This is a genomic window from Sphingomonas sp. URJC2 (genome assembly GCF_059803575.1).
Genome location: NZ_JAPFGX010000009.1, coordinates 45,782 through 70,814, shown reverse-complemented (window position 1 = coordinate 70,814; position 25,033 = coordinate 45,782). Strand labels below are relative to the sequence as shown.

The following is a 25,033-nucleotide window of genomic DNA, read 5'->3' as shown; positions in this document are numbered from 1 at the left end:
CTCGTTGGGCTTTCTCGGCCGCCTCACTATGAAGGCGCAAACCGTTCGGGGAAAGCCTTGATCCTGCATCTTCTTGCCGCTTCCGGCGCGTATCTCAACTTCGATTCGCTCGGCCTTGATCCGGTGGCGGTCGATCTGGGGTTCTTCACCATCAAATGGTATTCGCTCGCCTACATCGCGGGCATCATGCTCGGCTGGTGGTATCTGCTCCGGCTGCTGCGCGAACCGGGCGCGCCGATGGCCCGCCGCCATGCCGATGATCTGGTCTTCTATGTCACGCTGGGCATCATCCTTGGCGGGCGGCTTGGCTATGTGCTGTTCTACCGGCCCGAAATCCTGTCCAACCCGATGGATGTGCTCAGGCTGTGGGAAGGCGGCATGTCGTTCCATGGCGGGCTGATCGGGGTGATCGTCGCCGTGACGCTATATCTGCGCAGCGCCGGGCTGAGCTTTCGGGGCACGTTCGATTATGTCGCGATGTGCGTGCCCTTCGGCCTGTTCTTCGGACGGCTGGCGAACTTCGTGAATGGCGAGCTGTGGGGCCGGCCGACCGATATCGCCTGGGCGATCATCTTCCCCCGCGCCGGGCCGGAGCCGCGCCACCCAAGCCAGTTGTATGAAGCCGGGCTTGAGGGGCTGGCGCTGTTCGCGCTGCTGTGGTGGCTGTTCTGGAAAACCGGCGCGCGCCACCGGCCGGGGCTGATCGCCGGCTGCTTCCTGCTCGGCTATGCGCTGGCGCGCACCGCGCTCGAACGGGTGCGCCAGCCCGATCAGGGGCTGGAAAACCTGCCCTGGGGGATGACGATGGGGCAGACGCTGTCGGTGCCGATGATCGCGATCGGCCTTTATCTGGTGCTGACCGCACTGCGCGGCCGCGGCATCAAGGACGGGATGAACGGCGGCACCGCAGCCGGCGCCTGAGCCGCGACCGACCGGCGGCTCGACTTTCCGGGGTGTGCCGGTCTAGGGGGCGTTTGTGTCCACAAGCCCCCTGACCTGCGCGGATGCGATTGCGGCGGCGATCGCGGTCAATGGCCCGATCCCGGTTGCCGACTTCATGGCCGCTGCCAACCGCTATTACTACGCGACCCGCGATCCGCTGGGCGCGGCCGGCGATTTCACCACCGCGCCCGAAATCAGCCAGATGTTCGGCGAGCTGATCGGCCTGTGGTGCGCCGATCTGTGGCATCGGGCGGGCCGGCCCGACGTGCATTATGTCGAACTCGGCCCCGGGCGCGGGACGCTGGCCGCCGATGCGCTGCGCGCGATGGCACGCGCCGGGCTGACCCCGCCCGTCCATTTCGTCGAAACCAGCCCGGTGCTGGCGGCAGCACAGCGGGCACGGGTGCCGGGCGCAACCGTGCATGACGATGTCGACGCCCTGCCCGCCGACCGGCCGCTGCTGATCGTCGCCAACGAGTTTTTCGATGCGCTGCCGGTGCGCCAGCTGATCCGCACCGCGGCGGGCTGGCGCGAGCGGCGGGTGGCCTGGGCGCATCCGCTGTTCGTGCCGGTGGCGGGCGGGCCGCCGCTTGACGGGCTGATCCCCGCCCCGCTGGCCGATGCCCCGCCGGGCAGCGTGATCGAAACCTCGCCCGCCAGCGTCAACATCGCCCGGCGGCTGGCGCGGCGGCTGGCCGATCAGGGCGGCGCGGCGCTGATCGTCGATTATGGCTATGAAGGCCCGGCGATCGGCGACACGGTGCAGGCGCTCAAGGCCCATGCCTATGCCAATCCGTTCGAGGATCCGGGCGAGCGCGACCTGACCGCCCATGTCGATTTCGCCACCCTGGCCGAAGCCGCCACGGCCGAGGGCGCGCGCGGCTTCGGGCCGGTGGATCAGGGCGCGCTGCTCAACCGGCTGGGGATCGGCGCACGCGCAGCCGCGCTCGCCGTCGCCCAGCCCGCGCGCGCGGACGAGATTGCCGCCGCCCATGCACGGCTGACCGCGCCCGACCAGATGGGCACGCTGTTCAAGGCGCTAGCGCTGACCGCGCCGTCATGGCCCCATCCCGAAGCATTTTGATGGCGGAGCTGCCGCGATGATCCTCTACCGCACGCCGACCGTCGCCGACGGGCCGGAACTGGCCGCGATGGCACGCGACAGCTTTGTCGAGACGTTCGGGCATCTTTACCGGCCCGAGGATCTGGAGAGTTTCTGCACCGCCGCCTTCGGGCCGGAGACCGGCATCCCTGCTGAGCTGCATGATCCGGCGCTCACCTTCCGCATCGCCTGTGCGGGCGACAGCGAGGGGGACGCGCGGATCATCGGTTTTGCCAAGCTCGGCCCGCGCAGCCTGCCGGTCGCCGATGCCGACCCCCGCGCGATGGAGCTGCGCCAGCTCTACATCCTGTCGCCCTGGCACGGGCAGGGCGTCGCCCAGACGCTGATGGACTGGACGATCGCCACCGCCCGCGCCGCCGGGGCGCCGCGCCTCTATCTGTCGGTGTTCATCGACAATCACCGCGCCCAGCGTTTCTACCGGCGCTACGGCTTTGCCGATATCGGCCGCTACAGCTTCATGGTCGGCACGCATGAGGATGAAGACCGCCTCTATCAGCTGGATCTTGCCTGATGACCCACCCTGCCCCCTCCTCCGATCACGGCCCGGTGCCGATCCGCGCCGATCTGCTGGGGCCGGTGCCGCACGGCTTTTTCGGCCGCATCGGCGGCGTGTCGACCGGCGCGGTCGCCGGGCTGAATGCCGGGCTTGGCACCGGTGACGATCCGGCGGCGGTCGCGGAAAACCGGCGGCGGGCGGCAGCCGCCGTGCTGCCCGGCGCGCCCATCGTGTCGGTCTATCAGATCCATTCCGCCGATTGCGTGCGCGTCGAACGGCCATGGGACGAGGCGGAGCGGCCGCGCGCCGATGCGCTGGTGACCGACCGGCCGGGGCTGCTGCTCGGCATCGTCACCGCCGATTGCGCGCCGGTGCTGCTCGCCGATCCGGCGGCCGGGGTGATCGGGGCCGCCCATGCCGGCTGGAAAGGCGCGCTGGCCGGCGTGACCGACCGGACGGTCGCGGCGATGGTCGCGCTGGGCGCGGCCCCCGAACGCATCGTCGCCGCCATCGGCCCGACCATCGCCCGCGCCTCTTATGAGGTGGATGAGGATTTCGCCCGCCGGTTCGAGGCCGCAGACCCGGCGAACGAGCGGTTTTTCGCCAGCGGCCGGCCCGGCCATATGCAGTTCGACCTTGAAGCCTATCTGGTCGCGCGGCTGGCGGCGGCGGGGATTGGCCGCATCGCCGCACTTGGCCTCGACACCTATGCCGATGACGCGCGTTTCTTCAGTTTCCGCCGCGCGACCCATCAGGGCGCGCCCGATTATGGCCGCCAGATCGCGCTGATCGGGCTGGCGGATGGAGCGGCGGACGGGGCGGCGGGCTGAAAGTTTGTCTTGGGCTTCGACAAGCCGGGCTTTGTCCGGCTAAAGCGCGGGCAACAACAGACATCCGCCTTGGAGACGAATCCCATGTCCGCCACCGAAACCGAAGCCGAACTGTCCGGCGCGACGCCGCGCCGCAAGCCCAAGCCGCCGATCGACACCATCAACGGCCGCAAGCTCAAGCCGTCGACGCTGATGATGGGCCATGGCTATGACCCGATGCTGTCGGAAGGCTCGCTCAAGCCGCCGATCTTCCTCACCTCGACCTTCGTGTTCGAGAATGCCGCCGCCGGCAAACGCCATTTCGAGGGCGTGACCGGCAAGCGCCCGGGCGGCGCGGAAGGGCTGGTCTATTCGCGCTTCAACGGTCCCAATCAGGAAATCCTCGAAGACCGGCTGAGCGTGTGGGAAGATGCCGAAGAGGCGCTGACCTTCTCCTCGGGCATGTCGGCGATTGCCACGCTGTTCCTGTCGATGGTGCGCCCCGGCGACACCATCGTCCATTCCGGCCCGCTCTATGCGGCGACCGAAACGCTGATCGCCCGCGTGCTCGGCCGGTTCGGCGTGCATTTCCTCGATTTCCCGGCCGGCGCGACGCGGGCCGAGATCGACGCCGTGCTGAGCAAGGCGGCAACCGGCCGCGTTGCCCTTATCTATCTGGAAAGCCCGGCCAACCCGACCAATGCACTGGTCGATGTCGAAGCGGTCAGGGCCAGCCGCGATGCGATTTTCGGCACCGGGCCGGATGCGCCGCCGATTGCCATCGACAACACGTTTCTGGGCCCGCTCTGGCACCAGCCGCTCAAGCACGGGGCCGATCTGGTCGTCTATTCGCTGACCAAATATGCCGGCGGCCACAGCGATCTGGTCGCGGGCGGCGTGCTGGGCCGCAAGGCGCTGATCGATCCCATCCGCATGATGCGCAACACCATCGGCACGATCACCGATCCCAACACCGCATGGATGCTGCTGCGCAGCCTTGAAACGCTGGAGCTGCGGATGACGCGGGCTGGCGAGAATGCGGCGCGGGTGTGCGCGTTCCTGCGCGACCATCCCAAGGTCGACCATGTCGGCTATCTGGGCTTTCTGGAGGGCGACCGGCAGGCCGATATCTACAAGCGGCACTGCACGGGCGCAGGATCGACCTTCTCGCTGTTCCTGAAGGGCGGCGAGGCGGAGGCGTTCCGCTTCCTCGATGCGCTCAAGATCGCCAAGCTCGCGGTCAGCCTGGGCGGCACCGAGACGCTGGCCAGCCATCCGGCGGGCATGACGCATCTGTCGGTGCCCGAGGAGCGCAAACAGGCGCTGGGCATCACTGACAATCTGGTCCGAATCTCGATCGGGGTCGAGGATCCCGACGATCTGATCGCCGATTTCGATCAGGCACTGGCGGCGATCTGATCATGCGTCCGGGCCGGCAATGCATTGCCCGATGCATTGCCGGCGCCAGAGGGGGAACGATCTTGCCCCGGCAGGCATATTGACCGACTAGAGGCAAGATGAACGCGCCAGCCGATCCAGCACCCGATGGTTCAGACCGGCAAGCCGGGCCGGACCTGCCCAGCGATGCCGATCCGGCGGGCTTCGACCTTGTCGAGGCGGCCGATGGCCTGATCGTGCGGCTGCACGGCGCGCTGACGCTGGCCGGGCTGGGTGACCTGCCCGAGCGGCTGGAGACGGTCGCCGGGCAGGTCGCGCACGTCGATATGGCGGGCGTCAGCCGGACCGACACGGTCGGGGCCTGGGTCGCGCACCGTTTTGCCGCGGCGCGCGGTGCGGCCGTCACTGGCGCGGCCGCGGATGCCGCGCGGCTGATCGAAACGGTCGCGCAGGCGCATCAGCCGGTCAAATGCCGCCCCGATCCGCTGCCGCCCTTTTTCCGCGTGCTGGAGGAAATCGGCACGGCGACCGCACAGGCGGGACGGACGCTGCTCGGCCTGCTCGCCTTTTTCGGGGCGATGGTCGCGGCGGCGGGATCGGTGCTGCGCCACCCGCGCCGGTTCCGCTGGCATGCCGTGGTCCAGCGGTTCGAGGTGGTGGGCGTCGCCGCGCTTGGCATTATCGGGCTGATGAGCGTGCTGATCGGCATCGTCATCGCCCAGCAGGGTTCGGTGCAGCTGGCGCAATTCGGTGCCGAGTTCCTGACCATCAACCTGATCGGCCGCATCACCTTACGCGAACTGGGCGTGCTGATGACCGCGATCATGGTCGCCGGGCGCTCCGGCTCGGCCTTTGCCGCGCAGCTCGGCACGATGAAGCTGACCGAAGAGGTCGATGCGATGCGCACCATCGGCGTGTCGCCGATGGAGGCGCTGGTGCTGCCGCGCGTGCTGGCGGCGGTGGTGATGATGCCGCTGCTCGGCTTTTATTCGTCGGTCGTCGCGATCATCGGCGGCGGGCTGTTCTGCTGGGTGTCGCTCGACATTCCGCCGATCACCTTCGTCCAGCGGCTGCGCGAGGTGGTGCCGATGACCGATCTGTGGGTCGGGCTGGTCAAGGCCCCGGTGTTCGGCGCGATCATCGCGCTGACCGGCTGTTTTCAGGGGATGCAGGTCAAGGGCGATGCCGAACAGGTCGGCCTGCGCACGACCGCCGCCGTCGTGCAGGCGATCTTCCTCGTCATCGTCCTCGATGCGTTTTTCGCGGTGTTCTTCGAACGGATCGGCTGGATATGAGCGGCGCGCCGGTCATTTCGGTCAGGGGGCTACGCAACGCGTTCGGGCCGCAGGTCGTGCATGATGCGCTCGATCTCGATGTGCGGCGCGGCGAGATACTGGGCGTGGTCGGCGGCTCGGGCACCGGCAAATCGGTGCTGATGCGCTCGATCATCGGTTTGCAGCAGCCCGAAGCCGGCGAGATCGAGGTGCTGGGCGTGCCGGTCAGGGGCGCGGGCGACGAGGCGCTGCTCGACATCCGCAAGCGCTGGGGCGTGCTGTTCCAGGGCGGGGCGCTGTTTTCGACGCTGACGGTCGCGGAGAACATCCAGCTGCCGCTCCGCGAATTCTATCCGGGGCTGAGCCCGCAGCTGCTCGACGAGATCGCCGCCTACAAGATCGTCATGTCGGGCCTGTCGCCCGAGGCGGGGCCGAAATATCCGGCCGAGCTGTCGGGCGGCATGAAGAAACGCGCCGGGCTGGCGCGTGCCCTTGCGCTCGATCCGGAGCTGCTGTTCCTCGACGAGCCGACGGCGGGGCTGGACCCGATCGGCGCGGCGCGGTTCGACGAGTTGACCCTGTCGCTGCGCGACACGCTGGGGCTGACCGTATTCCTGATCACCCATGATCTCGACACGCTCTATGCAATCTGCGACCGCGTCGCGGTCATCGCCGACCGGCATGTGATCGCGGTTGGAACGATCGCGGAGTTGCTGGCATTGGACCATCCGTGGATCCAGGACTATTTCAACGGCCCGCGCGGGCGGCAGGCGGCATCGGCAATGGCCGCGCACCCGGCCGGCGGCGGCGAACATGCTCGGGATAAGGACAAAGGCTGATGGAAACCCGGTCCAACCATATCCTGGTCGGTTCGGTCGTGCTGATCCTGCTGCTCGCGGTTGCCATTTTCACGATCTGGCTGGCGCGCGTGTCGGATGGCGGGCGCAAGGTCTACGACATCTTCTTCAAGCAATCGGTCGAAGGGCTGGCACAAGGCTCGGCGGTCAGCTTTTCGGGTGTCCCGGTCGGCCAGGTGCAGGATATCCGCATCTGGAAACAGGATCCCGATTTCGTCCGCGTCCGCATTTCGATTGCCGAGGATGTGCCGATCCTGCTTGGCACCACCGCGAGCATTCAGGGCAGCTTTACCGGCGTGTCGACGCTGCTGCTTGAAGGCGCGAAAAAAGGCGCGCCGCCGATCACCGAAAACGGGCCTGCGGGCGCGCCGGTGATCCCGACCAAGCCGGGCGGGCTGGGCGCGCTGCTCAACTCCGCGCCGCAGCTGCTCGAACGGCTGTCGACCCTGACCGAAAGGCTGACCGAGACGCTGTCCGACGAAAACCAGAAATCGATCGGCAACATCCTGCGCAATGTCGACCGGCTGTCCGGCTCGCTTGCCGATCGCGGGCCGGAGATTGCCGCCACGCTGGCCGAAACGCGCATCGCCGTCGCCCAGGCGGGCAAAGCCGCCGAGGAGATCGGGCGGCTGGCCGGCACGACCAACCAGCTGCTCGACGAACAGGGCCGGCCGCTGCTCGCCGAACTGCGCGGCACGGTGGCGCGCACGCGCGGCACGCTCGACAGCGTCGATGCCGCCATCGCCGATGCGCGGCCGGGCTTGCAGGCATTTTCCACCCGCACCATTCCCGAAATCGGCCTGCTGATCCGCGATCTGCGCGATTTGTCCGAAGGGCTGAACGGGGTGGCCGAACGGCTCAATCGCGGCGGCGCGGGATCGCTGGTCGGGCCGCGCAAACTCCCCGATTATGAAGGACGCTGACCGCATGACCGCCACGCGCCCGCTTCTCGCCCTTGCCCTGTTCGCAGGCCTTGCCGGCTGCATCAGCCTGGGCGAAGATCCGCCTGCCCGGCTGCTGACGCTGGCCGCGACCGAGGCCGCCCCCGCCGGGCCGGGCGGGCCGGTTGCGCCGGGAACCGCGATCACCATCATGATGCCGCTGGTGCCGGCCAAACTGCAAACGACGCGCGTGCCGGTGCAGGCGAGCGCGACCGAAATCGCCTATGTAAAGGATGCGCAATGGGTGGAGCCGCCGAACCGGCTGTTCCGGCGCCTGCTGGGCGAGGTGATCGCCACACGCACCGGGCGCGCCGTGCTCGACCCGCGCCAGTTTGCCGCCGATCCGGGCCTGCGCCTTGGCGGGCAGCTGAGCGAGTTCGGCGTCGATGGCGAAGGCCGGGCGGCGGTCGTGCAGTTCGACGCCGAGGCGATGGGGGCCAGCGGGCTGCGCACCCGCCGGTTCGTCGCGCGCGTGCCGCTCGGGCAGATTGACGGCCAGAGCGTCGGCCCGGCGCTCAACCGCGCCGCCAATGATCTCGCCGGGCAGGTCGCCGACTGGCTGAAGGACGAGCCGGGCGCGCCCGCCCGGCCCTGAATTGCCCGACCCTGAACCCCGCTGGTCAGGCGAGGCTTTTGCTCGCCTGTTCGAACACGTCGCGCGACAGGCCGGGCACGGCAAGGATGCGGTTGAGCTCGGCGGTCATCAGCGCCGCCCGGCCGGCATCGAAGCGCCGCCAGCGGCCAAAGGGCGGCACCATCCGCGCCGCCGTTTGCGGGTTGATCGGATCGAGCGCCAGGATCATGTCGGCGACGAAGCGATAGCCCTGCCCATCGGCCTGATGAAAGGCCCGCTGATTGGCGGCGAACGCGCCGATCAGCGCGCGGACGCGATTGGGATTGGCCAGCGTGAAATCGGGATGCGCGGCAAGCGCGATCACCGCCGCCAGCGTATCCGCCCGGGTCGACAGCGCCTGGGTAGAAAACCATTTGTCGATGACCAGCGCATCGCCGCGATAGCGGTCGTAAAATGTCGCCAGCGCCTGCGGCCGTTCCGCCGCGTCGCTGCTGGCGAGCGCGGCCAGCGCGCCCTGCCGGTCGGTCATGTTGTCCGACGCCTCGAACTGCGCCCAGGCGCGCCCCGCCGCATCGTCAACACCGGCCGCGAACAGATAGCTGAGCGCGATGGTCCGCAGCCGCCGCGCGCCCTTGGCCGCCGGGGTGTATTCATAGGCCCCGGCCTTCAGCCGGTCATGCAGCCCGCGCCATTCGTCGACCAGCGCGCCGCCAATCGCCGCGCGCAGCCGTTCGCGCGCGGCGTGCACCGCCTCGGGATCGATTGCCGACAGATGATCGCCGACAAAGGCTTCGCTCGGCGGCAGCACCGCTTCGGCGACAAAGGCCGGATCGCGCCCCGCATCGCCAAGCACGTCGCGTACGGCGGCGATCACCGGGGCGTGCTCGGTGCCGCCGCGCAGATCGGCAAGGATCGTGTCCAGCATCAGCTGCTGCAACGCCTCGTAACGCGCGAACGGATCGTCATCATGCGCCGACAGCAGCGCCAGATCGGCGGGCGAGCGCGCCGTCTCGACGATCACCGGCGCGGAAAAGCCGCGATTGATCGACAGCACCGGGCGTTCGGCCAGCCCCTCGAAGCGGATTTCGTCCGCCGCGTCTTCGAGCACGATCAGCCGCTCCTCGGCCAGCCGGCGGCCGCTTTCGGCCCCGAACAGCGCGACCTTGAGCGGGATCGGCATGGGCTGCTTGACCGGCTGGCCCGGCGTCGGGGCCATGCTCTGGCTCAGCCGCAGCGTCGCCCCGCTGCCGTCATGGTCGAGCGCGGCGGTCACGCGCGGGGTGCCGGCCTGGCTGTACCACAGGCGGAAGCGCGACAGGTCGATCCCCCCGCCCTCCTCGATCGCGCGGACGAAATCCTCGCAGGTCACGGCCTCGCCGTCATGGCGGTCGAAATACAGATCGCTGCCGCGCCGGAACCGGTCCCAGCCCAGCATGGTCGCCATCATGCGAATAAGCTCGGCGCCCTTGTTGTAGACGGTCGCGGTGTAGAAGTTGGAAATCTCGATATAGCTGTCGGGGCGCACCGGATGGGCAAGCGGCCCGCCATCCTCGGGAAACTGGGCGGCGCGCAGCAGCCGGACATCCTCGATCCGCTTGACCGCCGCCGATCCCTGATCGGCGGAAAATTGCTGGTCACGGAAAACGGTGAAGCCTTCCTTCAGCGACAGCTGGAACCAGTCGCGGCAGGTGACGCGATTGCCCGACCAATTGTGGAAATATTCATGCGCGACGACCCCGGCAACCGCGTCATAATCGGCATCGGTCGCGGTTTCGGGATCGGCCAGAATGTAGCGCGAGTTGAAGATGTTGAGCCCCTTATTCTCCATCGCGCCGAAGTTGAAATCGGCAACCGCGACGATGTTGAACACGCTCAGATCATATTCGCGGCCATAGACGCGCTCGTCCCACGCCATCGACGCCTTGAGCGCCGCCATCGCATGGCCGGTGCGCGGCAGATCGCCCTCGCGCACCCAGATGCCCAGATCGACGCCGCGCCCCGACCGGGTGACGAACCGGTCGCGATTGACCGCCAGATCGCCCGCGACCAGCGCGAACAGATAGCTGGGCTTGGGAAACGGATCGCGCCACTGCGCCCAGTGGCGGCCGCCCGGCAGGTCGCCGCCATTGATGCGGTCGCCATTGGCAAGCAGCACCGGATAGGTCGCCCGGTCGGCCTCCATCCGCACCGTATAGCGGCTGAGAATGTCGGGCCGGTCGGGGAAGAAGGTGATGCGGCGAAACCCTTCCGCCTCGCACTGGGTGCACAGCAACCCGCCCGAGGCGTAAAGCCCCATCAGCTGGGTGTTGGTCGCCGGGTGGATGACGCATTCGGTCTCGATCCGGTGGGCATTGCCGGGCAGATCGATGAGGACGCGCTCGCCCTCGGTCCGCCAGCTCTGCGCAACGCCGTCGACGCGCAGCGACACCAGCTTCTGGCCGCCGCCATCGAGCGCGAGCGGCACCCCGGCCCCGCAGTCGGCGCGGACAACCGACAGGGTGGCGCGCACCCAGGTCTCGTCGGCACCCAGCATGAAGTCGAGCGCGACCTCGGGAACCCGCCAGGCGGGCGGGGCATAATCCTCGCGGCGAACGATCGGCGGCGGGGCGGCATCGGGGCGTTGGACATCGGCCATGTCCCTGCCCTAATGCGGGGCCATCAGCGATGAAAGCCCAATCGGGGGGATCATGGCCATCCCAGGCGTCACCATTCGTCAGCTGCATTATTTCGCCGAGCTGGCCGCGGCCGGATCGTTCCGCCGCGCCGCCGAGCGGATCGGCGTCAGCCAGCCATCGCTGTCCGCGCAGATCCAGCTGCTCGAGGCGCAGCTGGGCCGCCCGCTGGTCGAACGCGGCAGCAGCGCATCATTCCTGACCCCGATCGGCCGCGAGATTCTGGCCCGCGCGCGGACCATCCTGGCCGATGTCCGCGGGCTGGCGGACGTGGCGCTGGCCGATCCCGACGGGCTGACCGGCACCATCCGGTTCGGCGCGTCGCCCACCACCGGCCCCTATCTGATGCCGCAGGTCGTCGCCCGGCTGCACCGCGACCATCCGGGGCTGAGGCTGCATGTGCGCGAGGGCAATCCCGACGAGCTGCTGCGCGATCTGGCCATCGGAACGCATGACGTGCTGCTCGCCCAGCTGCCGATCCGCGGCGACGATTTCGTCGTCCACAGGCTGTTCCGCGAGCCGCTGATCCTGACCATGGCGACCGATGATCCGCTGACCGTGCATGACGAGATCGCACCCGAGATGCTGGCCGGGCGCGAGCTGCTGACGCTGTCGCCGCAATACCGGCTGACCGACCAGATCCGCGCGCTCGGCGAACAGGTGGGCGCCGTCGTGCTGCGCGATTATGAAGGCACCAGCCTTGATGCCGTTCGCCAGATGGCGGGCATGGGCATGGGCCTGGCGCTGCTGCCGGCGTTGTATGTGCGCTCGGAGATCCGCGACACCGACGATGTGACGACCCGCCCCCTTGCGTGGGGGCCGCTCTATCGCGACCTCGGGCTGGTCTGGCGGCGCAGCGCCGGACGCGCAACGGCCTTTCAGCGGCTCGCCGATATCGTTACGGCGATTGGTGAGGTGATGACATGATAGGATTTACCTATCATATCGGCAATAATTTGCGATTTGAACCGATCACGCGGGATCGCTAGCTGACGCGATCCTTTTTCGCCCCGGGAAACATAATGGCCGCACCGACGACTGTTCGACTGAGCGACGTGATCCGCTGGGCAAGGCCCATATTGGGTCCGGAAAACCCGTATTTCTCGCTGGTGATCATCTATGGCATCGGCGTCGGCCTGCTGTCGCTCGCCATCCCGATCTCGGTCCAGCTGCTGATCAACTCGATCGCCAATCTCGCCTTGCCGGTGCCGCTGTTCACGCTGGCGCTGGTGCTGCTGGCGCTGCTGCTGATCTCGGCACTGCTCGGGTCGCTCGCCAAATACATTATGGAACTGTTCCGGCGGCGGTTCATGGCGCGGATGGTGGCGGACATCACGCTGCGCGCGGTGCACGCGCAAAACCCCTATTTCGCCGATGAGCGGCGCGACGATCTGTTCAACCGCTATTTCGACATCGTCACGATGCAGAAATCGATGCCGTCGCTGCTGATCGGCGGCTTCACCATCGTGCTGCAATCGACGGTCGGGTTCATCGTGACCGCGTTTTACCACCCGTTCTTTCTGGCCTTCAACCTGCTGTTCATCCTGCTGCTGTGGGTGATCTGGCAGCTCTGGGCGCGCGGGGCGATGACCTCGGTCGTCGAACTAAGCCACAAGAAATATGCGCTCGCCCACTGGCTCGAAAGCCTGGGCGGATCGAACGGCTTCTACAAATCGAGCCGTCATCTCGATTATGCGATGGACCAGACCGAAACGCGCACTGCCGCCTATGTCGCTGCGCATCGCCGGCATTTCCATTACGCCTTTCCGCAGGCGGTGGCGCTGCTGGTCCTCTATGCAGTGGCAAGCGCGGGTCTGCTCGCGCTCGGCGGCTGGCTGGTCATCCAGAACCAGCTGTCGATCGGCCAGCTGGTCGCGGCCGAACTGATCATGTCGGGGATTTTCTACGGTGCCGCCTCGCTCGGCCCCTATCTCGACAGTTTCTACGATCTCGTCGCCGGGCTGGAGGAGCTGTCGCTGTTCCGCGACATTCCGCAGGAACGCATCCCCGACCGGTTCGCCCGTGAACGGCCGCCCTCGGGCGCGCTCGCCTTTCGCGGTGTCCGGGTCGATCTCGGCAACACCGAGGCGCGGCTCGAGCTTGAAATCACGCCCGCCAGCCGGCTGGTCGCGGCGGCGGCGGCGGGGATGGAACGGCAGTTTTCCAGCCTGCTCAAGCATCATTTCACGCCTTTGGGCGGCATGATCACCGTGGGCGGTGCCGACATCAACGATTTCGACATCTACCAGCTGCGCAGCGAGGTGATCGTCCTCAACCGGCCGACGATCGTCGAAAGCACGATCCGCGACTATCTGGGCCTGTCGCGCGCGCCCCGCGATCCGGTGCACACGATGGAGATGCTCAAGCTTGTCGGCCTTGACCAGCGTATCGCCGAAATGCCGCAGGGCATGGACACGCTGCTGTCCTCGACCGGCTGGCCGCTGTCGATCGAGGAGACGATGCAGCTCAAGCTGGCCGGCGCGCTGCTGTCCGAGCCGCGCATCCTCGTGCTGTCGGGCCTGTACGACATGATGCCGGTCGAGCGGCTGGAGCGGGTGTTCGCGCATCTGCGCGACAAGCCGGTGACGCTGATCTATTTCTCGAACCGCCCCGAACAGGTCGCGCTGGACGGGTTTCTGTGGCTCGGCCGGACCGAGCAGGTGATCACGGCCGACCGGGCGACATTTGATGCGCTGCGTGCCGGCGCGATGGAGGACCGCTGATGCCGTTTCGCGCTGAGCATCTGAGCCATTTCACGACGCTGGGCCGCATCGGCGTGCCGCGGCCGATGCGCAACCTGGGCATCATGCTGATGATCGGGATCGTCGGCAGCATCATCTTCATGCTCACCGTTCCCTGGGTGCAGACCGCGCAGGGCGTGGGCACGGTGATCGCGCTCGATCCGCGCGACCGCGTGCAGAACATCACCGCGCTGGTGCCCGGCCGGGTCGAACGCTGGTTCGTCAAGGACGCGCAGCTGGTGAAAAAGGGCGATCCGATCGTCCAGATCGTCGACAATGACCCGCTGCTGCTCGACCGCATCCGCGCCGAGCGCCGCCAGGCCGAGGCCGAGATCGCCGCCGCGCAGCAGGCGATGCGCGTCGCCCAGCTTGACGTGAACCGCATGGGCCAGCTCTACCGCGAGGGCCTGATGGCGCGGCGCGACTATGAACTCGCGCAGATCAAGGTGGCCGATTATCAGGCAAAGATCGCCGAAAAGCAGGCGGCGCTGAACAGCATCGACATCAAACTCAACCGCCAGGCGGTGCAGATCGTGCGCGCGCCGCGCGACGGGCGGGTGATGAAGATCCTCGGCGCGGACAATGCGACGATGGTCAAGGCCGGCGAGGTGCTGGCGACCTTTGCCGTCGAAAACAGCCCGCGCGTCGTCGAGCTTTACATCGACGGCCGCGACGTGCCGCTGGTGCGGCCGGGGCGGCGGGTGCGGCTGGAGTTTGAAGGCTGGCCGGCGATCCAGTTCAGCGGCTGGCCGTCGGTCGCGCAGGGCATGTTCGATGGCCGGGTGTTCGCGCTCGACGTCAATGCCTCGCCCAACGGCCTGTTCCGCGTGCTCGTCGAGGAAGCGCCGGACCGCCAGCCCTGGCCGCGCGAGCCGTTCGTCCGGCTGGGTGCCAAGGTGCGCGGCTGGGTGATGATGGACACGGTCAAGGTCGGGTTCGAACTGTGGCGGCTGCTCAATGACTTCCCGCTCCAGTTCCAGCGGCCGGGCGACAATATCATGGATGTGGCCCGCGGCACGGCGGACGAGACCGATGAGGCGAAATAACCCTCCCCGCCCTGTGCGGCTGTGGTTGCTCACCGGTGCGCTGGCGGCTGTTCTGGCCGCCGCCCCGGCCGCCGCGCAGATGATCGCGCCGCTGCCGCCGGTCGCGGCCGGGCCGGTCACGCCGCCCCCTGCCAGCGGGCCGCTGACGCTGGACGCGGTGCTGGAGGCATCGCGCCAGCACCAGCCGCAGATTCTGGAGGCGCTGGCGCGGGTGCGCGTCGCCGAAGGGCGGCGGCTGTCGGTCGAAGGCGCGTTCGACACGCTGTTCGCCGCCAGCGCCGACACCAGGCTGTCGGGCTTTTACGACGGCCGCTATCTGGAATCGAAACTCACCCAGCCGCTCCAGACCAATGGCGGCAATGTCTATGGCAGCTACCGCGTGTCGGGCGGCCGCTTCCCGACCTATGAGAACGAGAAGTTCACCAACGAGCTGGGCGAGTTCAAGGTCGGGGCGGTGTTCGCGCTGCTGCGCGACCGGATCATCGACGAACGCCGCTTCGGCCGCACACTGGCCGAGGGCGAGATCGAGCTGGCCGATGCCGAACGGCTGATGATCGCCATCGGCGTGCAGGCGCGGGCGATCGAGGCCTATAACGCCTGGGTGGTGGCCGGGCAGCGACTGCGCGTGTTCCGCGATCTGCTCGCGCTGGCCGAGGAACGGCAGCGCGGTTTCCAGCGCGCGGTCGCCGAAGGGCTGCGGCCGCGGATCATCCTGACCGAGAACGAACAGAATATCCTCAGGCGCAAGTCCTTCGTCACCCAGGCTGAACAGGCGCTAGCGGTGGCAGCCAACAATCTGTCGCTGTTCTGGCGCGATAGCGATGGTCGGCCGATGCTGGCCGACACCGCGCGGCTGCCCGACACCTTGCCCACCCCCCTGCCGCTGCCGGTCGATCCGCGCTCGGGCCTCGTTCAGCGGCCCGACCTGCGCAATCTGGAGCTGCGGCTGAGCCTGGCGCGCGAGCGGCTGGCGCTGGACCGCAACCAGCTGCTGCCCCGGCTCGACGTCGCGGTCGAGGTGTCGCGCGACATTGGCGAGATCGGTGCCGGCGGGCGCTCGTTCGACGGCACCGAGAGCAAGCTCGGCCTCACGCTGCGCGTGCCGCTACAGAACCGGGCGGCGCGCGGCCGGCTGATGCAGACCGAGGCCGAAATCGACGCGTTCCGGCGGCGCGGTCAGGCGCTGGGCGAACAGATTGTCGCGCAGATCGACGCCATCGGCATCGCCATCGGCGCATCGGCGCGCATCGCCGGGCTGGCGACCGAGGAGGCCGACCGCGCAAGCGCGATGGCGGTGGCCGAACGGCGGCGGTTCGACATGGGGGCGACCGACTTTTTCGTCGTCAATCTGCGCGAGGAAGCCGCTGCCGACGCCCAGATCCGGCGGATCGACGCGCTCGCCCGCCAGATTCAGGCCCATGCCGACATGGCGGCGGCAACCGCCGACGCGACCGTCCTGAAGCTCTGACCGCGCCGGGCCGCCCGCGCCCTCTCCCCCTGCCGTCCGCCTGCCGCATTTTACCGGCGGCGGGCTGTTTCCACCGACGCCCAAATCGCTCTAAAGCGGGCGGACAGGTGAAAAACACAAAAGGGAGAGACGATGCGCGACGTGGTGATTTGCGAGCCGGTGCGGACAGCGGTCGGCCGGTTCGGCGGGGTGTTTCGCGGGGTGCCGGCAGAGCGGCTGGGCGCAACCGTGGTCGCCGCGCTGGTCGAGCGGGCGGGGCTGGCCCCCGATGCCGTCGACGATGTGCTGTTCGCGCAATGCTATCCCTCGATGGAAGCGCCTGCCTTGGGCCGCGTCGTCGCGCTCGATGCCGGGCTGGCGATCACCACCTGCGGGTTGCAGGTCGACCGGCGCTGCGGCTCGGGGCTGCAGGCGATTGCCTATGCGGTCATGCAGGTCGCGATGGGCGCATCCGATCTGATCATCGCGGGCGGCGCGGAATCGATGAGCAACGCGCCGTTCTTCACCCATGATGCGCGCTGGGGCGTCAATGGCCGCGCGCTCGCCATTCAGGACGGGCTGGTGCGCGGGCGGCTGACCGCGGGCGGCCGCCATTATCCGGTGCCGGGCGGCATGCTGGAAACGGCCGAGAATCTGGCCCATGAATATGGCATTCCGCGCGCCGAGCAGGATGAATATGCCGCCCGCTCCCATGCCCGCGCGGTCGCCGCGCAGGCCGATGGCCGCTTTGCCGACGAAATCGTGCCGGTCGCCGTGCGCACCAAGGCGGGGGAGACGCTGGTGACGCGCGACGAACATCCGCGCGCCGACACCACCGCCGAAACGCTGGCGGCGCTCAAGCCCGTCCGGCTGGCCGAGGATCCGGCGGCAAGCGTGACGGCCGGCAATGCCAGCGGCCAGAATGACGGCGCATCGGCAGCGATCGTCACGACGCGCGACCGGGCCGAGGCGCTGGGGCTGAAGCCGCTTGCCCGGATGCGCAGCTGGGCGGTGGCCGGCGTGCCGCCGCGCACCATGGGCATCGGCCCGGTGCCGGCGACCGCCAAGGCGCTGGCGGCCGCGGGACTGGACCTGTCCCAGATCGATCTGATCGAGCTGAACGAGGCCTTTGCCGCGCAGGTGCTGGCCTGCACCCGCGAATGGGGTTTTGGCACCGCCGATTTCGACCGGATGAATGTCAATGGCTCGGGCATTTCGCTCGGCCATCCGGTCGGCGCGACCGGTGGCAGGATTCTGGCCACGCTGTTGCGGGAAATGGACCGTCGCGAAGCGCGCTTCGGGCTTGAAACAATGTGCATCGGCGGCGGCCAGGGAATTGCGGCGGTTTTCGAGCGCGTCGTCGACTGAATCAAAACAGCTGCGGCATCCCCCTATACTTTTCCTACGATCCATGTTATGCATCGCAGGTCGGCGATTAACTGTGCGCGTTTCATTTCGGGTTCGTAATGAACATTGGGGGTGCCGCAGCCATGCCTTCACCAGAGGATATGACCGAAAATCCTGCCGCCCAGGCCCGGCGCTGCCGGACGCTGGCGAGCAACATGACCAACCAGTCCGATATCGAACTGCTTGAGCATATGGCCGATGAGTACGACCTTCAGGCCGATGCTGCTGACAGCGGCGATGTCAAATATGCGCGAAGACAAACGCGCTGAAACCGCCGCCTGACTGACGGCAACCATATTCATCACATCTTGCCCGCAAGACCATCATTACCGGCCGGGTTACCATTTCTATCCGGCGTTTAGTGTTGGGTTAACGGGCCAGCCCCGGCATCAACTGGGGTCAGCGCCATCCATCTCCCGCCCACCCCATTTGTCTATACAATAGGTATATATACGGAATAAATCCTTTCCCCGTGCTGACGTTAAACTAATAACGACAGGCCTGTTTATGCAGACAGGCCGCAGGGGTGGAGTTGGTCGCGAGTCATGTGGGTATCGGCGCTGCTTGACCACAGCGAAAGCCTGCGCGCACAGGCGCTGCGCTGCCGTGCGCTCGCGGCGGGGCTGAAGACCCATGACGAAATCCAGCTGCTGCTGCAGATGGCCGACGAATATGAGGCCGAGGCCGCCAATTGGGAGGCCCGCGCGCTGTCGCGCAGCTCGTCGGACAGCACCGAAGGCTGAGCGCATGGCGGCGGGTTGCGCCCGCGCCCGCCCGGCCGATCCTCCCCGGCAGCATGCAGCCAGCCGCCCACCTCAGGCCGCAGCAATCTTCAGCCGGTGACGCCCCGGACCGCGCTGTCAAACCACCCCGCAAGACCGATCGGCCAGAGCTGACCGATCCGCCGCCAGCCCCAGCGCCGCGACGGGGACATCGCCGCGAACGATGCCAAGCCGCGCATGAAAAATGCCGGGCCAGCACAGGCTGACCCGGCATCTTTCGAACCCCGCCCGCTGCCACGCAGCGGGTCGGGCAGTCTGCCAATCAGTAGCGATAATGATCCGGCTTGAACGGCCCTTCGGCACCGACGCCGATATAGGCGGCCTGTTCCGGATTGAGCTTGGTCAGCTTCACGCCCAGCTTTTCCAGATGCAGCATCGCGACCTTTTCATCGAGATGCTTGGGCAGGACATAGACTTCGTTCTTGTACTGCGCGTGGTTCTTCCACAGCTCGATCTGGGCGATCGTCTGGTTGGTGAAGCTCGACGACATGACGAAGCTCGGATGGCCGGTCGCGTTGCCGAGATTGACCAGACGGCCCTTCGACAGGACGATGATCTTCTTGGCATCCGGGAACTCGACCTCGTCGACCTGCGGCTTGATCTCGGTCCACTTCATGTTGGCGAGCGCGCCGATCTGGATCTCGCTGTCGAAATGGCCGATGTTGCAGACGATCGCCATGTTCTTCATCGCGCGCATGTGATCGAGCGTGATCACATCCTTGTTGCCGGTCGCGGTGACGAAGATGTCGGCGCGGGTCGCCGCTTCTTCCATGGTGACGACTTCATAGCCTTCCATCGCCGCCTGCAGCGCGCAGATCGGATCGATTTCGGTGACGAGCACGCGCGCGCCGCCATTGCGCAGCGACGCGGCCGACCCCTTGCCGACATCGCCAAAGCCGGCGACCACGGCGACCTTGCCGGCCAGCATCACGTCGGTCGCGCGGCGGATCGCGTCGACCAGCGATTCCTTGCAGCCATAAAGATTGTCGAACTTCGACTTGGTGACCGAATCATTGACGTTGATCGCCGGGAAGGGAAGCTTGCCGGTCTTGGCGAGTTCATAGAGCCGGTGGACCCCGGTGGTGGTTTCTTCCGACACGCCGCGGATGTTCTGGACGGTCTTGGTCAGATAGCCCGGACGCTCGGCCAGGAAGCGCTTGAGCGTCGCGCAGAAGATTTCCTCTTCCTCGTTGGTCGGCGTGAACAGCGTCTCGCCGGCTTCGACGCGCGCGCCCCACAGCGCGAACATCGTGGCGTCGCCGCCATCGTCGAGGATCATGTTGCAGGTCGTGTCCTGACCCCAGTCGAAGATGCGGACGACATAGTCCCAATATTCCTCGAGCGTTTCGCCCTTCACGGCGAACACCGGCACGCCCGACGCGGCGATGGCGGCGGCGGCATGATCCTGGGTGGAGAAGATGTTGCACGACGCCCAGCGCACTTCGGCGCCCAGCGCGGTCAGCGTTTCGATGAGCACCGCCGTCTGGATGGTCATGTGCAGCGAGCCGGTGATGCGCGCGCCCTTGAGCGGCTGCTCAGCGCCATATTCGGCGCGCAGCGCCATCAGGCCGGGCATTTCCGTCTCGGCGATCTCGATCTCCTTGCGGCCGAACGCGGCCAGGCTGAGATCGGCGACGACATAATCCTTGGGGTCGAGTTGAGTGGCCACGACGGTTCTTCTCCGGCAAACGAAAAAACGCGGCCGGCTGCGGAAATGCGGCCGGCCGGATGGCATCGCCCTTAGCGTCAGCACCCGCTCAAGGCAAATATAAAGAATCCTTTATATCCGCCATTCTCCCCGGATCGACAGGGCGGAGATGGCGGAAAAGAGGGTAAATGAAAGCTTGCCGGTCGGTCCCCGCCACGCGCGCGGCTTAACGCCGCTATGGAGGCCCCTGCTTGCGCTCGCGGCTTAACGCCGCGACGGGGTCCCCTGCTTGCGCTCGCGGCTCAACGCCGCGACGGGGTCCCCTGCTTGCGCTCGCGGCTTAACGCCGCGATGCGATGGCCAGCGGTGCGGCAGGGCCGGTGCAGCGTGCGCCCGGCAGCGCCGGCTGCATATCGGCCGCCTCGGCCAGTTCGATCAGCGCCGGCAATGCGCCCTTGGCACCGGCGGCCGCGCGCAGGATGTTGCGCATGTCGTCGCAGCCCAGCCCCGACACGCCCGCACCGTAACGATTGGCGACCGTGGTGACATAGCGGTCATAGGCATCGAGCGCGCGCGCCGCGCCGACATTGGCGGCGAAATGCTGGCGCAGCTCGTCATTCACCCGCACCAGCGCCGGGCGGCTGTGCTGCACGAACGCATTGTAATCCGACACGAAATCGGGCGCGGCGCGGCGGCAGCGCAGCGCTTCGACCATCAGCATCGTGTCCAGTTCGCGCACCTGCGCGGCGCGATAGGCGGCATCGCTCCAGCACGCTGCCTCGACAGGTGCGGCAAGTGCGGCGGCGGCGGCGAACAGCGCAGCCCCTTTGGCGAAAAATGTCATCGACCGATCCTTTCGACAACCGGAGCCGCATGAGCGCGGCCCACCGCCAGACTGGAGCGGGAGGATCGGCCAGAATGTGAAAAGAAATGGTTAAGCCGGGGCTGGCGACGATTGGCCGGGGGGCGGCGCAACTGGTGCCAGCGCGGCGGCGGCCCGCTCGAACATCAGCACCTCATTGCCCTTATAGGGGCAGGTGCCGAACGGCCGGTAGCCAAGCGCTGCCGCCGTCGCCAGCGACGGGGCATTGGCAGGATCGATGATGCATACGGTGCGGGCAAAATGATGCTCCGCCTCCGCCCAGCCGAGCACGGCCGTCATCGCCGCGCGGGCATGGCCATGCCCGTGGGCTGCCGGGCACAGCACCCAGCCCGCCTCGGGCGCGCTGTCGAACCGGCTGCCCAGCCCGCGCCGCCCCTCGAACAGGCCGACCTCGCCCAGCGCCGCGCCGGTCTCGCGGTCCTCGACCACCCACATGCCAAAGCCGTTGGTCCGCCAATGGCCGATATAGCGCAGCAGCCGGTTCCACGTGTCTTCAGGGGCCATGGGCTGGCCGCCGAAATGGCGCACCACCACTGGATCGCGCCAAAGCGCGATCAGCGTTTCGGCATCTTCCCGGCGATGCGCCCTCAACCGCAACCGGTCGGTCAGGATTTCCGGGGCGGCATCTGGCATCAGGGTTCCGATCACTGTGGCATTTGAGCGGCAACGACCCTAAACAGCGCGCCGTCCGGAGTCATCCCGGCTCCGAGTCACCGCTGGAACCCGCCATGTTGGAACCCGCCCAATCCGGCCCCATCGCCATCGCGTGCGACCATGCCGCCGTCGCGCTCAAGACGCTGCTTGCCGACTGGCTGCGCGAACAGGGCCATGAGGTGATCGACCTTGGCACCGCGACCGAGGCCTCGGTCGATTATCCCGATTTCGGCTATCGGCTGGCGCGCGCGATTGCCGCCGGCGATGCGGCGCGCGGCATTGCGCTGTGCGGATCGGGCATCGGCATTTCCATTGCCGTCAACCGCGAGCCGGCCTGCCGCTGCGCGCTGGTGTCGGAACCGCTGTCGGCGCGGCTGGCGCGCGAACATAATGATGCGAACGTGATCGCGCTGGGCGCGCGGCTGGTCGGGCCGGACATGGCCAAGGCCTGTGTCGAGACGTTCCTGTCGACCGCCTTTCTCGGCGACCGCCATGTCCGGCGCGTCGGCAAGCTGTCCACCCCCATCCTTGCCAAGGAGCCCGCATGAGCACCAATCCCGTCTCCCTTGCCCAGGTCCAGCCGGACGGTTTCTTCAGCCGCGGCCTGGCCGATGCCGACCGCGAGGTGTTTGCCGGCGTCGCCGCCGAGCTGGAGCGCGAGCGTTACCAGATCGAGCTGATCGCATCGGAAAACATCGTCTCGCGCGCGGTGCTCGAAGCGCAAGGATCGGTGTTCACCAACAAATATGCCGAGGGCTATCCCGGCAAGCGCTATTATCAGGGCTGCGCCCCGTCCGACACCGTCGAGACGCTGGCCATCGAGCGCGCCAAGCAGCTGTTCGGCTGCGGCTTTGCCAATGTGCAGCCGCATTCGGGCGCACAGGCCAATGGCGCGGTCATGCTCGCGCTGACCAAGCCCGGCGACACCATTCTGGGCATGAGCCTGGATGCCGGCGGCCATCTGACGCACGGCGCCCGCGCCGCCCAGTCGGGCAAATGGTTCAACGCCGTGCAATATGGCGTGCGGCCCGACGACCATCTGATCGATTATGACGAGGTCGAACGGCTGGCCAAGGAACACCGGCCGACGCTGATCATCGCCGGCGGCTCGGCCTATCCGCGCATCATCGATTTCGCCCGCTTCCGCGCGATTGCCGACGAGGTCGGCGCGCATTTCCTGGTCGACATGGCGCATTTCTCGGGTCTGGTCGCGGGCGGCCACCACCCCTCGCCCTTCGGCCATGCCCATGTCGTGACCACCACGACCCACAAGACGCTGCGTGGCCCGCGCGGCGGCATGATCATGACCGATGACGAGGCGATCGCGAAGAAGATCAACTCGGCGGTGTTCCCCGGCCTGCAAGGCGGGCCGCTGATGCATGTCATCGCCGCCAAGGCGGTGGCGTTCGGCGAGGCGCTGCGCCCCGAATATCGCGACTATATCGGCGCGGTCATCGAAAATGCCCGCGCGCTCGCCGCGCGGCTGAAGGAGCGCGGGGCCGATCTGGTCGCTGGCGGCACCGACACCCATCTGGCGCTGGTCGATCTGCGGCCGCTGGGCATCACCGGGCGCGACGCCGACGAGGCGCTGGAGCGGTCGGGCATCACCTGCAACAAGAACGGCATTCCGTTCGATCCGCTGCCCCCGGTCAAGACCAGCGGCATCCGCGTCGGTTCGCCCGCGGGCACGACGCGCGGCTTCGGCGTTGCCGAGTTCCGCGCCATTGGCGACATGATCGCCGATGTGCTCGACGGGCTGCGCGCCAAGGGCGAGCATGGCGACCCGGCGGTCGAGGCCGATGTCCGGGCGCGGGTGCGCGCGCTGTGCGAGCGTTTCCCCATCTATCCGGGTTTTTGATGCGCTGCCCCTATTGCGGTCATGATGCGAGCCAGGTGAAGGACAGCCGCCCCAGCGAGGATGGGGCGGCGATCCGCCGCCGCCGCCAGTGCGAAGGCTGTGGCGCGCGCTTCACCACGTTCGAGCGCATCCAGCTGCGCGAGCTGACGGTGGTGAAAAGCGAGGACCGGCGCGAGCCGTTCGACCGCGACAAGCTGGCGCGGTCGATCGCGATTGCGTGCCGCAAACGCCCGATCGAGACGGTCAGGATCGAACGGCTGGTGTCCGGCATCCAGCGCCAGCTTGAAACCAGCGGCGAGACCGAAGTGCCAGCCAGCCTTATCGGCGCGCTGGTGATGGACGGGCTGCGCGGGCTGGACAGTGTCGCCTATATTCGTTTTGCCAGTGTTTACAAAGACTTCTCAGAAGCGCGCGACTTTCGCGAGTTTGCCGGCGCGGTGATCGAGGCGGGTGGCGCGGAATGAGCCGGCCGGTCATCGTGCTCGTCCGCCCGCAGCTGGGCGAGAATATCGGCGCGGTCGCCCGCGCGATGCTGAACTTCGGCCTGACCGAACTGCGGCTGGTCGATCCGCGCGACGGCTGGCCCAATCCCGCCGCCGGGCCATCGGCCTCGGGCGCGGACCGGGTCCTCGACGGGGCGCAGCTGTTCGCCTCCACCGCCGAGGCGGTTGCCGACTGTGCCCATGTCTATGCGACGACGATGATCCGGCGCGGCATGGCCAAGCCGGTCGTCACCCCGGAACAGGCGAGCGGCGAGATCCGCACCCGCCCCGGCCGGTCGGCGCTGCTGTTCGGGCCGGAACGATCTGGGCTGGACAAGGATGATATCGCGCTTGCCCGCGCGGTGCTGACGATCCCGATCAACCCCGATTTCGGCTCGCTGAACCTTGCCCAGTCGGTCGCGGTGATCGCCTATGAATGGTCGAAGCAGGATGCGCTCGCCATGCCGACGCTGCTCGACCTCGCCCCGCCCGCGCCGCAGGCGGAGCTGGAAGGGCTGATCGCCCATGTCGAACAGGTGCTGGAACCCGCCGGCTATTTCTTCCCCGAAAACCGCATCAGCGCGACCCGGCGGAGCCTGAGGGCGCTGCTGACCAAGCCCGGCTGGTCGTCGGCCGAAGTGCAGATGATGCGCGGCATTTTCTCGGCGGTTCAGCCGCGCGTGCGGTCGAAAACCTCGAACTCATAGGCAATCGACGCTTCGACGAGCTGCTCCCAGAGCTGAGCGATCAGATCGGTGCTCAGGCCATGCCGTGCGGCATGGTCGGATACGTTTGCGATCACCTGCGCCTTGCGGGCTTCGTCGCGCACATGCTCGCGGCCGGGCTTGATCCGTGCCGCCGCAGTCATGAAACCGAACCTGACCGCCAGCAACTCCACCAGCGCGCGGTCGATCGCATCGACGCCTAGGCGCACCTGCGCCATATCCTCGCACGCCGCCGGATGCCGCAGCCCGGCAAGCGCGGCATCGATCGGCATTG

At 67.6% G+C, this 25,033-nt stretch carries 25 protein-coding genes; 20 read left to right on the top strand and 5 right to left on the bottom strand.

Going from position 1 to position 25,033, the window contains the following annotated elements; all coding sequences use genetic code 11:
* Nucleotides 1-57 precede the first annotated feature (57 nt).
* From lgt to OPU66_RS05715, 9 genes are all read left to right on the top strand, one after another.
* Nucleotides 58-921, top strand: coding sequence for a prolipoprotein diacylglyceryl transferase (gene lgt, locus OPU66_RS05755; protein WP_498552652.1), 864 nt, complete (start codon nt 58-60; stop codon nt 919-921).
* A gap of 136 nt (nt 922-1,057) precedes the next feature.
* Nucleotides 1,058-2,026, top strand: coding sequence for a class I SAM-dependent methyltransferase (locus tag OPU66_RS05750; protein WP_498552664.1), 969 nt, complete (start codon nt 1,058-1,060; stop codon nt 2,024-2,026).
* 16 nt (nt 2,027-2,042) lie between these two features.
* Nucleotides 2,043-2,576: a GNAT family N-acetyltransferase gene (locus OPU66_RS05745; protein WP_498552651.1), complete on the top strand. Its 534-nt coding sequence runs from the start codon at nt 2,043-2,045 to the stop codon at nt 2,574-2,576.
* The gene (pgeF, locus tag OPU66_RS05740) at nt 2,576-3,391 is read left to right on the top strand and encodes a peptidoglycan editing factor PgeF (RefSeq protein WP_498552650.1); all 816 of its coding nucleotides are present in this window, start codon (nt 2,576-2,578) and stop codon (nt 3,389-3,391) included. The genes OPU66_RS05745 and pgeF overlap by 1 nt, the downstream gene beginning before the upstream one ends.
* 84 nt (nt 3,392-3,475) lie before the next feature.
* Nucleotides 3,476-4,789 (top strand): cystathionine gamma-synthase family protein, encoded by a 1,314-nt coding sequence (locus OPU66_RS05735; protein ID WP_498552649.1) that lies wholly within the window; start codon nt 3,476-3,478, stop codon nt 4,787-4,789.
* 98 nt (nt 4,790-4,887) lie between these two features.
* Nucleotides 4,888-6,063 carry an MlaE family ABC transporter permease gene (locus OPU66_RS05730; RefSeq protein WP_498552648.1) on the top strand — a complete coding sequence of 392 codons (1,176 nt, stop codon included), beginning with the start codon at nt 4,888-4,890 and terminating at the stop codon, nt 6,061-6,063.
* The gene (locus tag OPU66_RS05725) at nt 6,060-6,881 is read left to right on the top strand and encodes an ABC transporter ATP-binding protein (protein ID WP_498552647.1); all 822 of its coding nucleotides are present in this window, start codon (nt 6,060-6,062) and stop codon (nt 6,879-6,881) included. Before OPU66_RS05730 ends, OPU66_RS05725 begins: the two co-directional genes overlap by 4 nt.
* Nucleotides 6,881-7,822 (top strand): MlaD family protein, encoded by a 942-nt coding sequence (locus OPU66_RS05720; RefSeq protein WP_498552646.1) that lies wholly within the window; start codon nt 6,881-6,883, stop codon nt 7,820-7,822. The genes OPU66_RS05725 and OPU66_RS05720 overlap by 1 nt, the downstream gene beginning before the upstream one ends.
* A 4-nt stretch (nt 7,823-7,826) precedes the next feature.
* Nucleotides 7,827-8,435: an ABC-type transport auxiliary lipoprotein family protein gene (locus OPU66_RS05715; RefSeq protein ID WP_498552645.1), complete on the top strand. Its 609-nt coding sequence runs from the start codon at nt 7,827-7,829 to the stop codon at nt 8,433-8,435.
* A 25-nt stretch (nt 8,436-8,460) separates the two neighbouring features.
* Here the strand turns inward: OPU66_RS05715 and pepN are convergent, their stop codons facing one another.
* Nucleotides 8,461-11,049 (bottom strand): aminopeptidase N, encoded by a 2,589-nt coding sequence (pepN, locus tag OPU66_RS05710; protein ID WP_498552644.1) that lies wholly within the window; start codon nt 11,047-11,049, stop codon nt 8,461-8,463.
* A 52-nt stretch (nt 11,050-11,101) separates the two neighbouring features.
* On the opposite strand from pepN, the gene OPU66_RS05705 reads away from it, so the two are divergent.
* The 7 genes from OPU66_RS05705 to OPU66_RS05675 all read left to right on the top strand — a co-directional run bounded on the left by OPU66_RS05705 (nt 11,102) and on the right by OPU66_RS05675 (nt 18,470).
* Nucleotides 11,102-12,013: a hydrogen peroxide-inducible genes activator gene (locus OPU66_RS05705; RefSeq protein ID WP_498552643.1), complete on the top strand. Its 912-nt coding sequence runs from the start codon at nt 11,102-11,104 to the stop codon at nt 12,011-12,013.
* A gap of 95 nt (nt 12,014-12,108) precedes the next feature.
* Complete coding sequence (locus OPU66_RS05700; RefSeq protein ID WP_498552642.1) at nt 12,109-13,809, top strand: ABC transporter transmembrane domain-containing protein; 1,701 nt, start codon at nt 12,109-12,111, stop codon at nt 13,807-13,809.
* A complete protein-coding gene (locus OPU66_RS05695) occupies nt 13,809-14,873 on the top strand; it encodes an efflux RND transporter periplasmic adaptor subunit (RefSeq protein WP_498552641.1) in 1,065 nt (354 codons plus the stop codon). Before OPU66_RS05700 ends, OPU66_RS05695 begins: the two co-directional genes overlap by 1 nt.
* Before the next feature lie 13 nt (nt 14,874-14,886).
* Nucleotides 14,887-16,341 (top strand): TolC family protein, encoded by a 1,455-nt coding sequence (locus OPU66_RS05690; protein ID WP_498552640.1) that lies wholly within the window; start codon nt 14,887-14,889, stop codon nt 16,339-16,341.
* Nucleotides 16,342-16,473: 132 nt separating this feature from the next.
* Nucleotides 16,474-17,688, top strand: coding sequence for an acetyl-CoA C-acetyltransferase (locus OPU66_RS05685; protein ID WP_498552639.1), 1,215 nt, complete (start codon nt 16,474-16,476; stop codon nt 17,686-17,688).
* A gap of 140 nt (nt 17,689-17,828) precedes the next feature.
* On the top strand, nt 17,829-17,996 hold the full coding sequence (locus tag OPU66_RS05680) for a hypothetical protein (RefSeq protein ID WP_498552638.1): 168 nt from the start codon (nt 17,829-17,831) through the stop codon (nt 17,994-17,996).
* Between the two features lie 276 nt (nt 17,997-18,272).
* The gene (locus OPU66_RS05675) at nt 18,273-18,470 is read left to right on the top strand and encodes a hypothetical protein (RefSeq protein WP_498552637.1); all 198 of its coding nucleotides are present in this window, start codon (nt 18,273-18,275) and stop codon (nt 18,468-18,470) included.
* Nucleotides 18,471-18,771: 301 nt separating this feature from the next.
* Here OPU66_RS05675 and ahcY read toward each other — a convergent pair whose 3' ends face one another.
* The 3 genes from ahcY to OPU66_RS05660 form a co-directional block, all read right to left on the bottom strand.
* Nucleotides 18,772-20,244 carry an adenosylhomocysteinase gene (gene ahcY / locus OPU66_RS05670; RefSeq protein WP_498552663.1) on the bottom strand — a complete coding sequence of 491 codons (1,473 nt, stop codon included), beginning with the start codon at nt 20,242-20,244 and terminating at the stop codon, nt 18,772-18,774.
* 253 nt (nt 20,245-20,497) lie between these two features.
* Nucleotides 20,498-21,001, bottom strand: a complete 504-nt coding sequence (locus tag OPU66_RS05665) for a hypothetical protein (RefSeq protein ID WP_498552636.1) — start codon at nt 20,999-21,001, stop codon at nt 20,498-20,500.
* Between the two features lie 90 nt (nt 21,002-21,091).
* Nucleotides 21,092-21,673: a GNAT family N-acetyltransferase gene (locus tag OPU66_RS05660; RefSeq protein WP_498552635.1), complete on the bottom strand. Its 582-nt coding sequence runs from the start codon at nt 21,671-21,673 to the stop codon at nt 21,092-21,094.
* Between the two features lie 95 nt (nt 21,674-21,768).
* On the opposite strand from OPU66_RS05660, the gene rpiB reads away from it, so the two are divergent.
* From rpiB to OPU66_RS05640, 4 genes are read left to right on the top strand one after another with little or no spacing between them, the layout of a single operon-like run.
* Nucleotides 21,769-22,242, top strand: a complete 474-nt coding sequence (rpiB, locus tag OPU66_RS05655; protein ID WP_498552634.1) for a ribose 5-phosphate isomerase B — start codon at nt 21,769-21,771, stop codon at nt 22,240-22,242.
* The gene (gene glyA, locus OPU66_RS05650) at nt 22,239-23,552 is read left to right on the top strand and encodes a serine hydroxymethyltransferase (protein ID WP_498552633.1); all 1,314 of its coding nucleotides are present in this window, start codon (nt 22,239-22,241) and stop codon (nt 23,550-23,552) included. The genes rpiB and glyA overlap by 4 nt, the downstream gene beginning before the upstream one ends.
* The gene (gene nrdR, locus OPU66_RS05645) at nt 23,552-24,016 is read left to right on the top strand and encodes a transcriptional regulator NrdR (protein WP_498552662.1); all 465 of its coding nucleotides are present in this window, start codon (nt 23,552-23,554) and stop codon (nt 24,014-24,016) included. The genes glyA and nrdR overlap by 1 nt, the downstream gene beginning before the upstream one ends.
* Nucleotides 24,013-24,741, top strand: a complete 729-nt coding sequence (locus OPU66_RS05640; RefSeq protein WP_498552632.1) for an RNA methyltransferase — start codon at nt 24,013-24,015, stop codon at nt 24,739-24,741. The genes nrdR and OPU66_RS05640 overlap by 4 nt, the downstream gene beginning before the upstream one ends.
* Here OPU66_RS05640 and OPU66_RS05635 read toward each other — a convergent pair.
* Nucleotides 24,705-25,031, bottom strand: coding sequence for a chorismate mutase (locus tag OPU66_RS05635; RefSeq protein WP_498552661.1), 327 nt, complete (start codon nt 25,029-25,031; stop codon nt 24,705-24,707). The genes OPU66_RS05640 and OPU66_RS05635 overlap by 37 nt on opposite strands.
* Between the last annotated feature and the right edge of the window lie 2 nt (nt 25,032-25,033).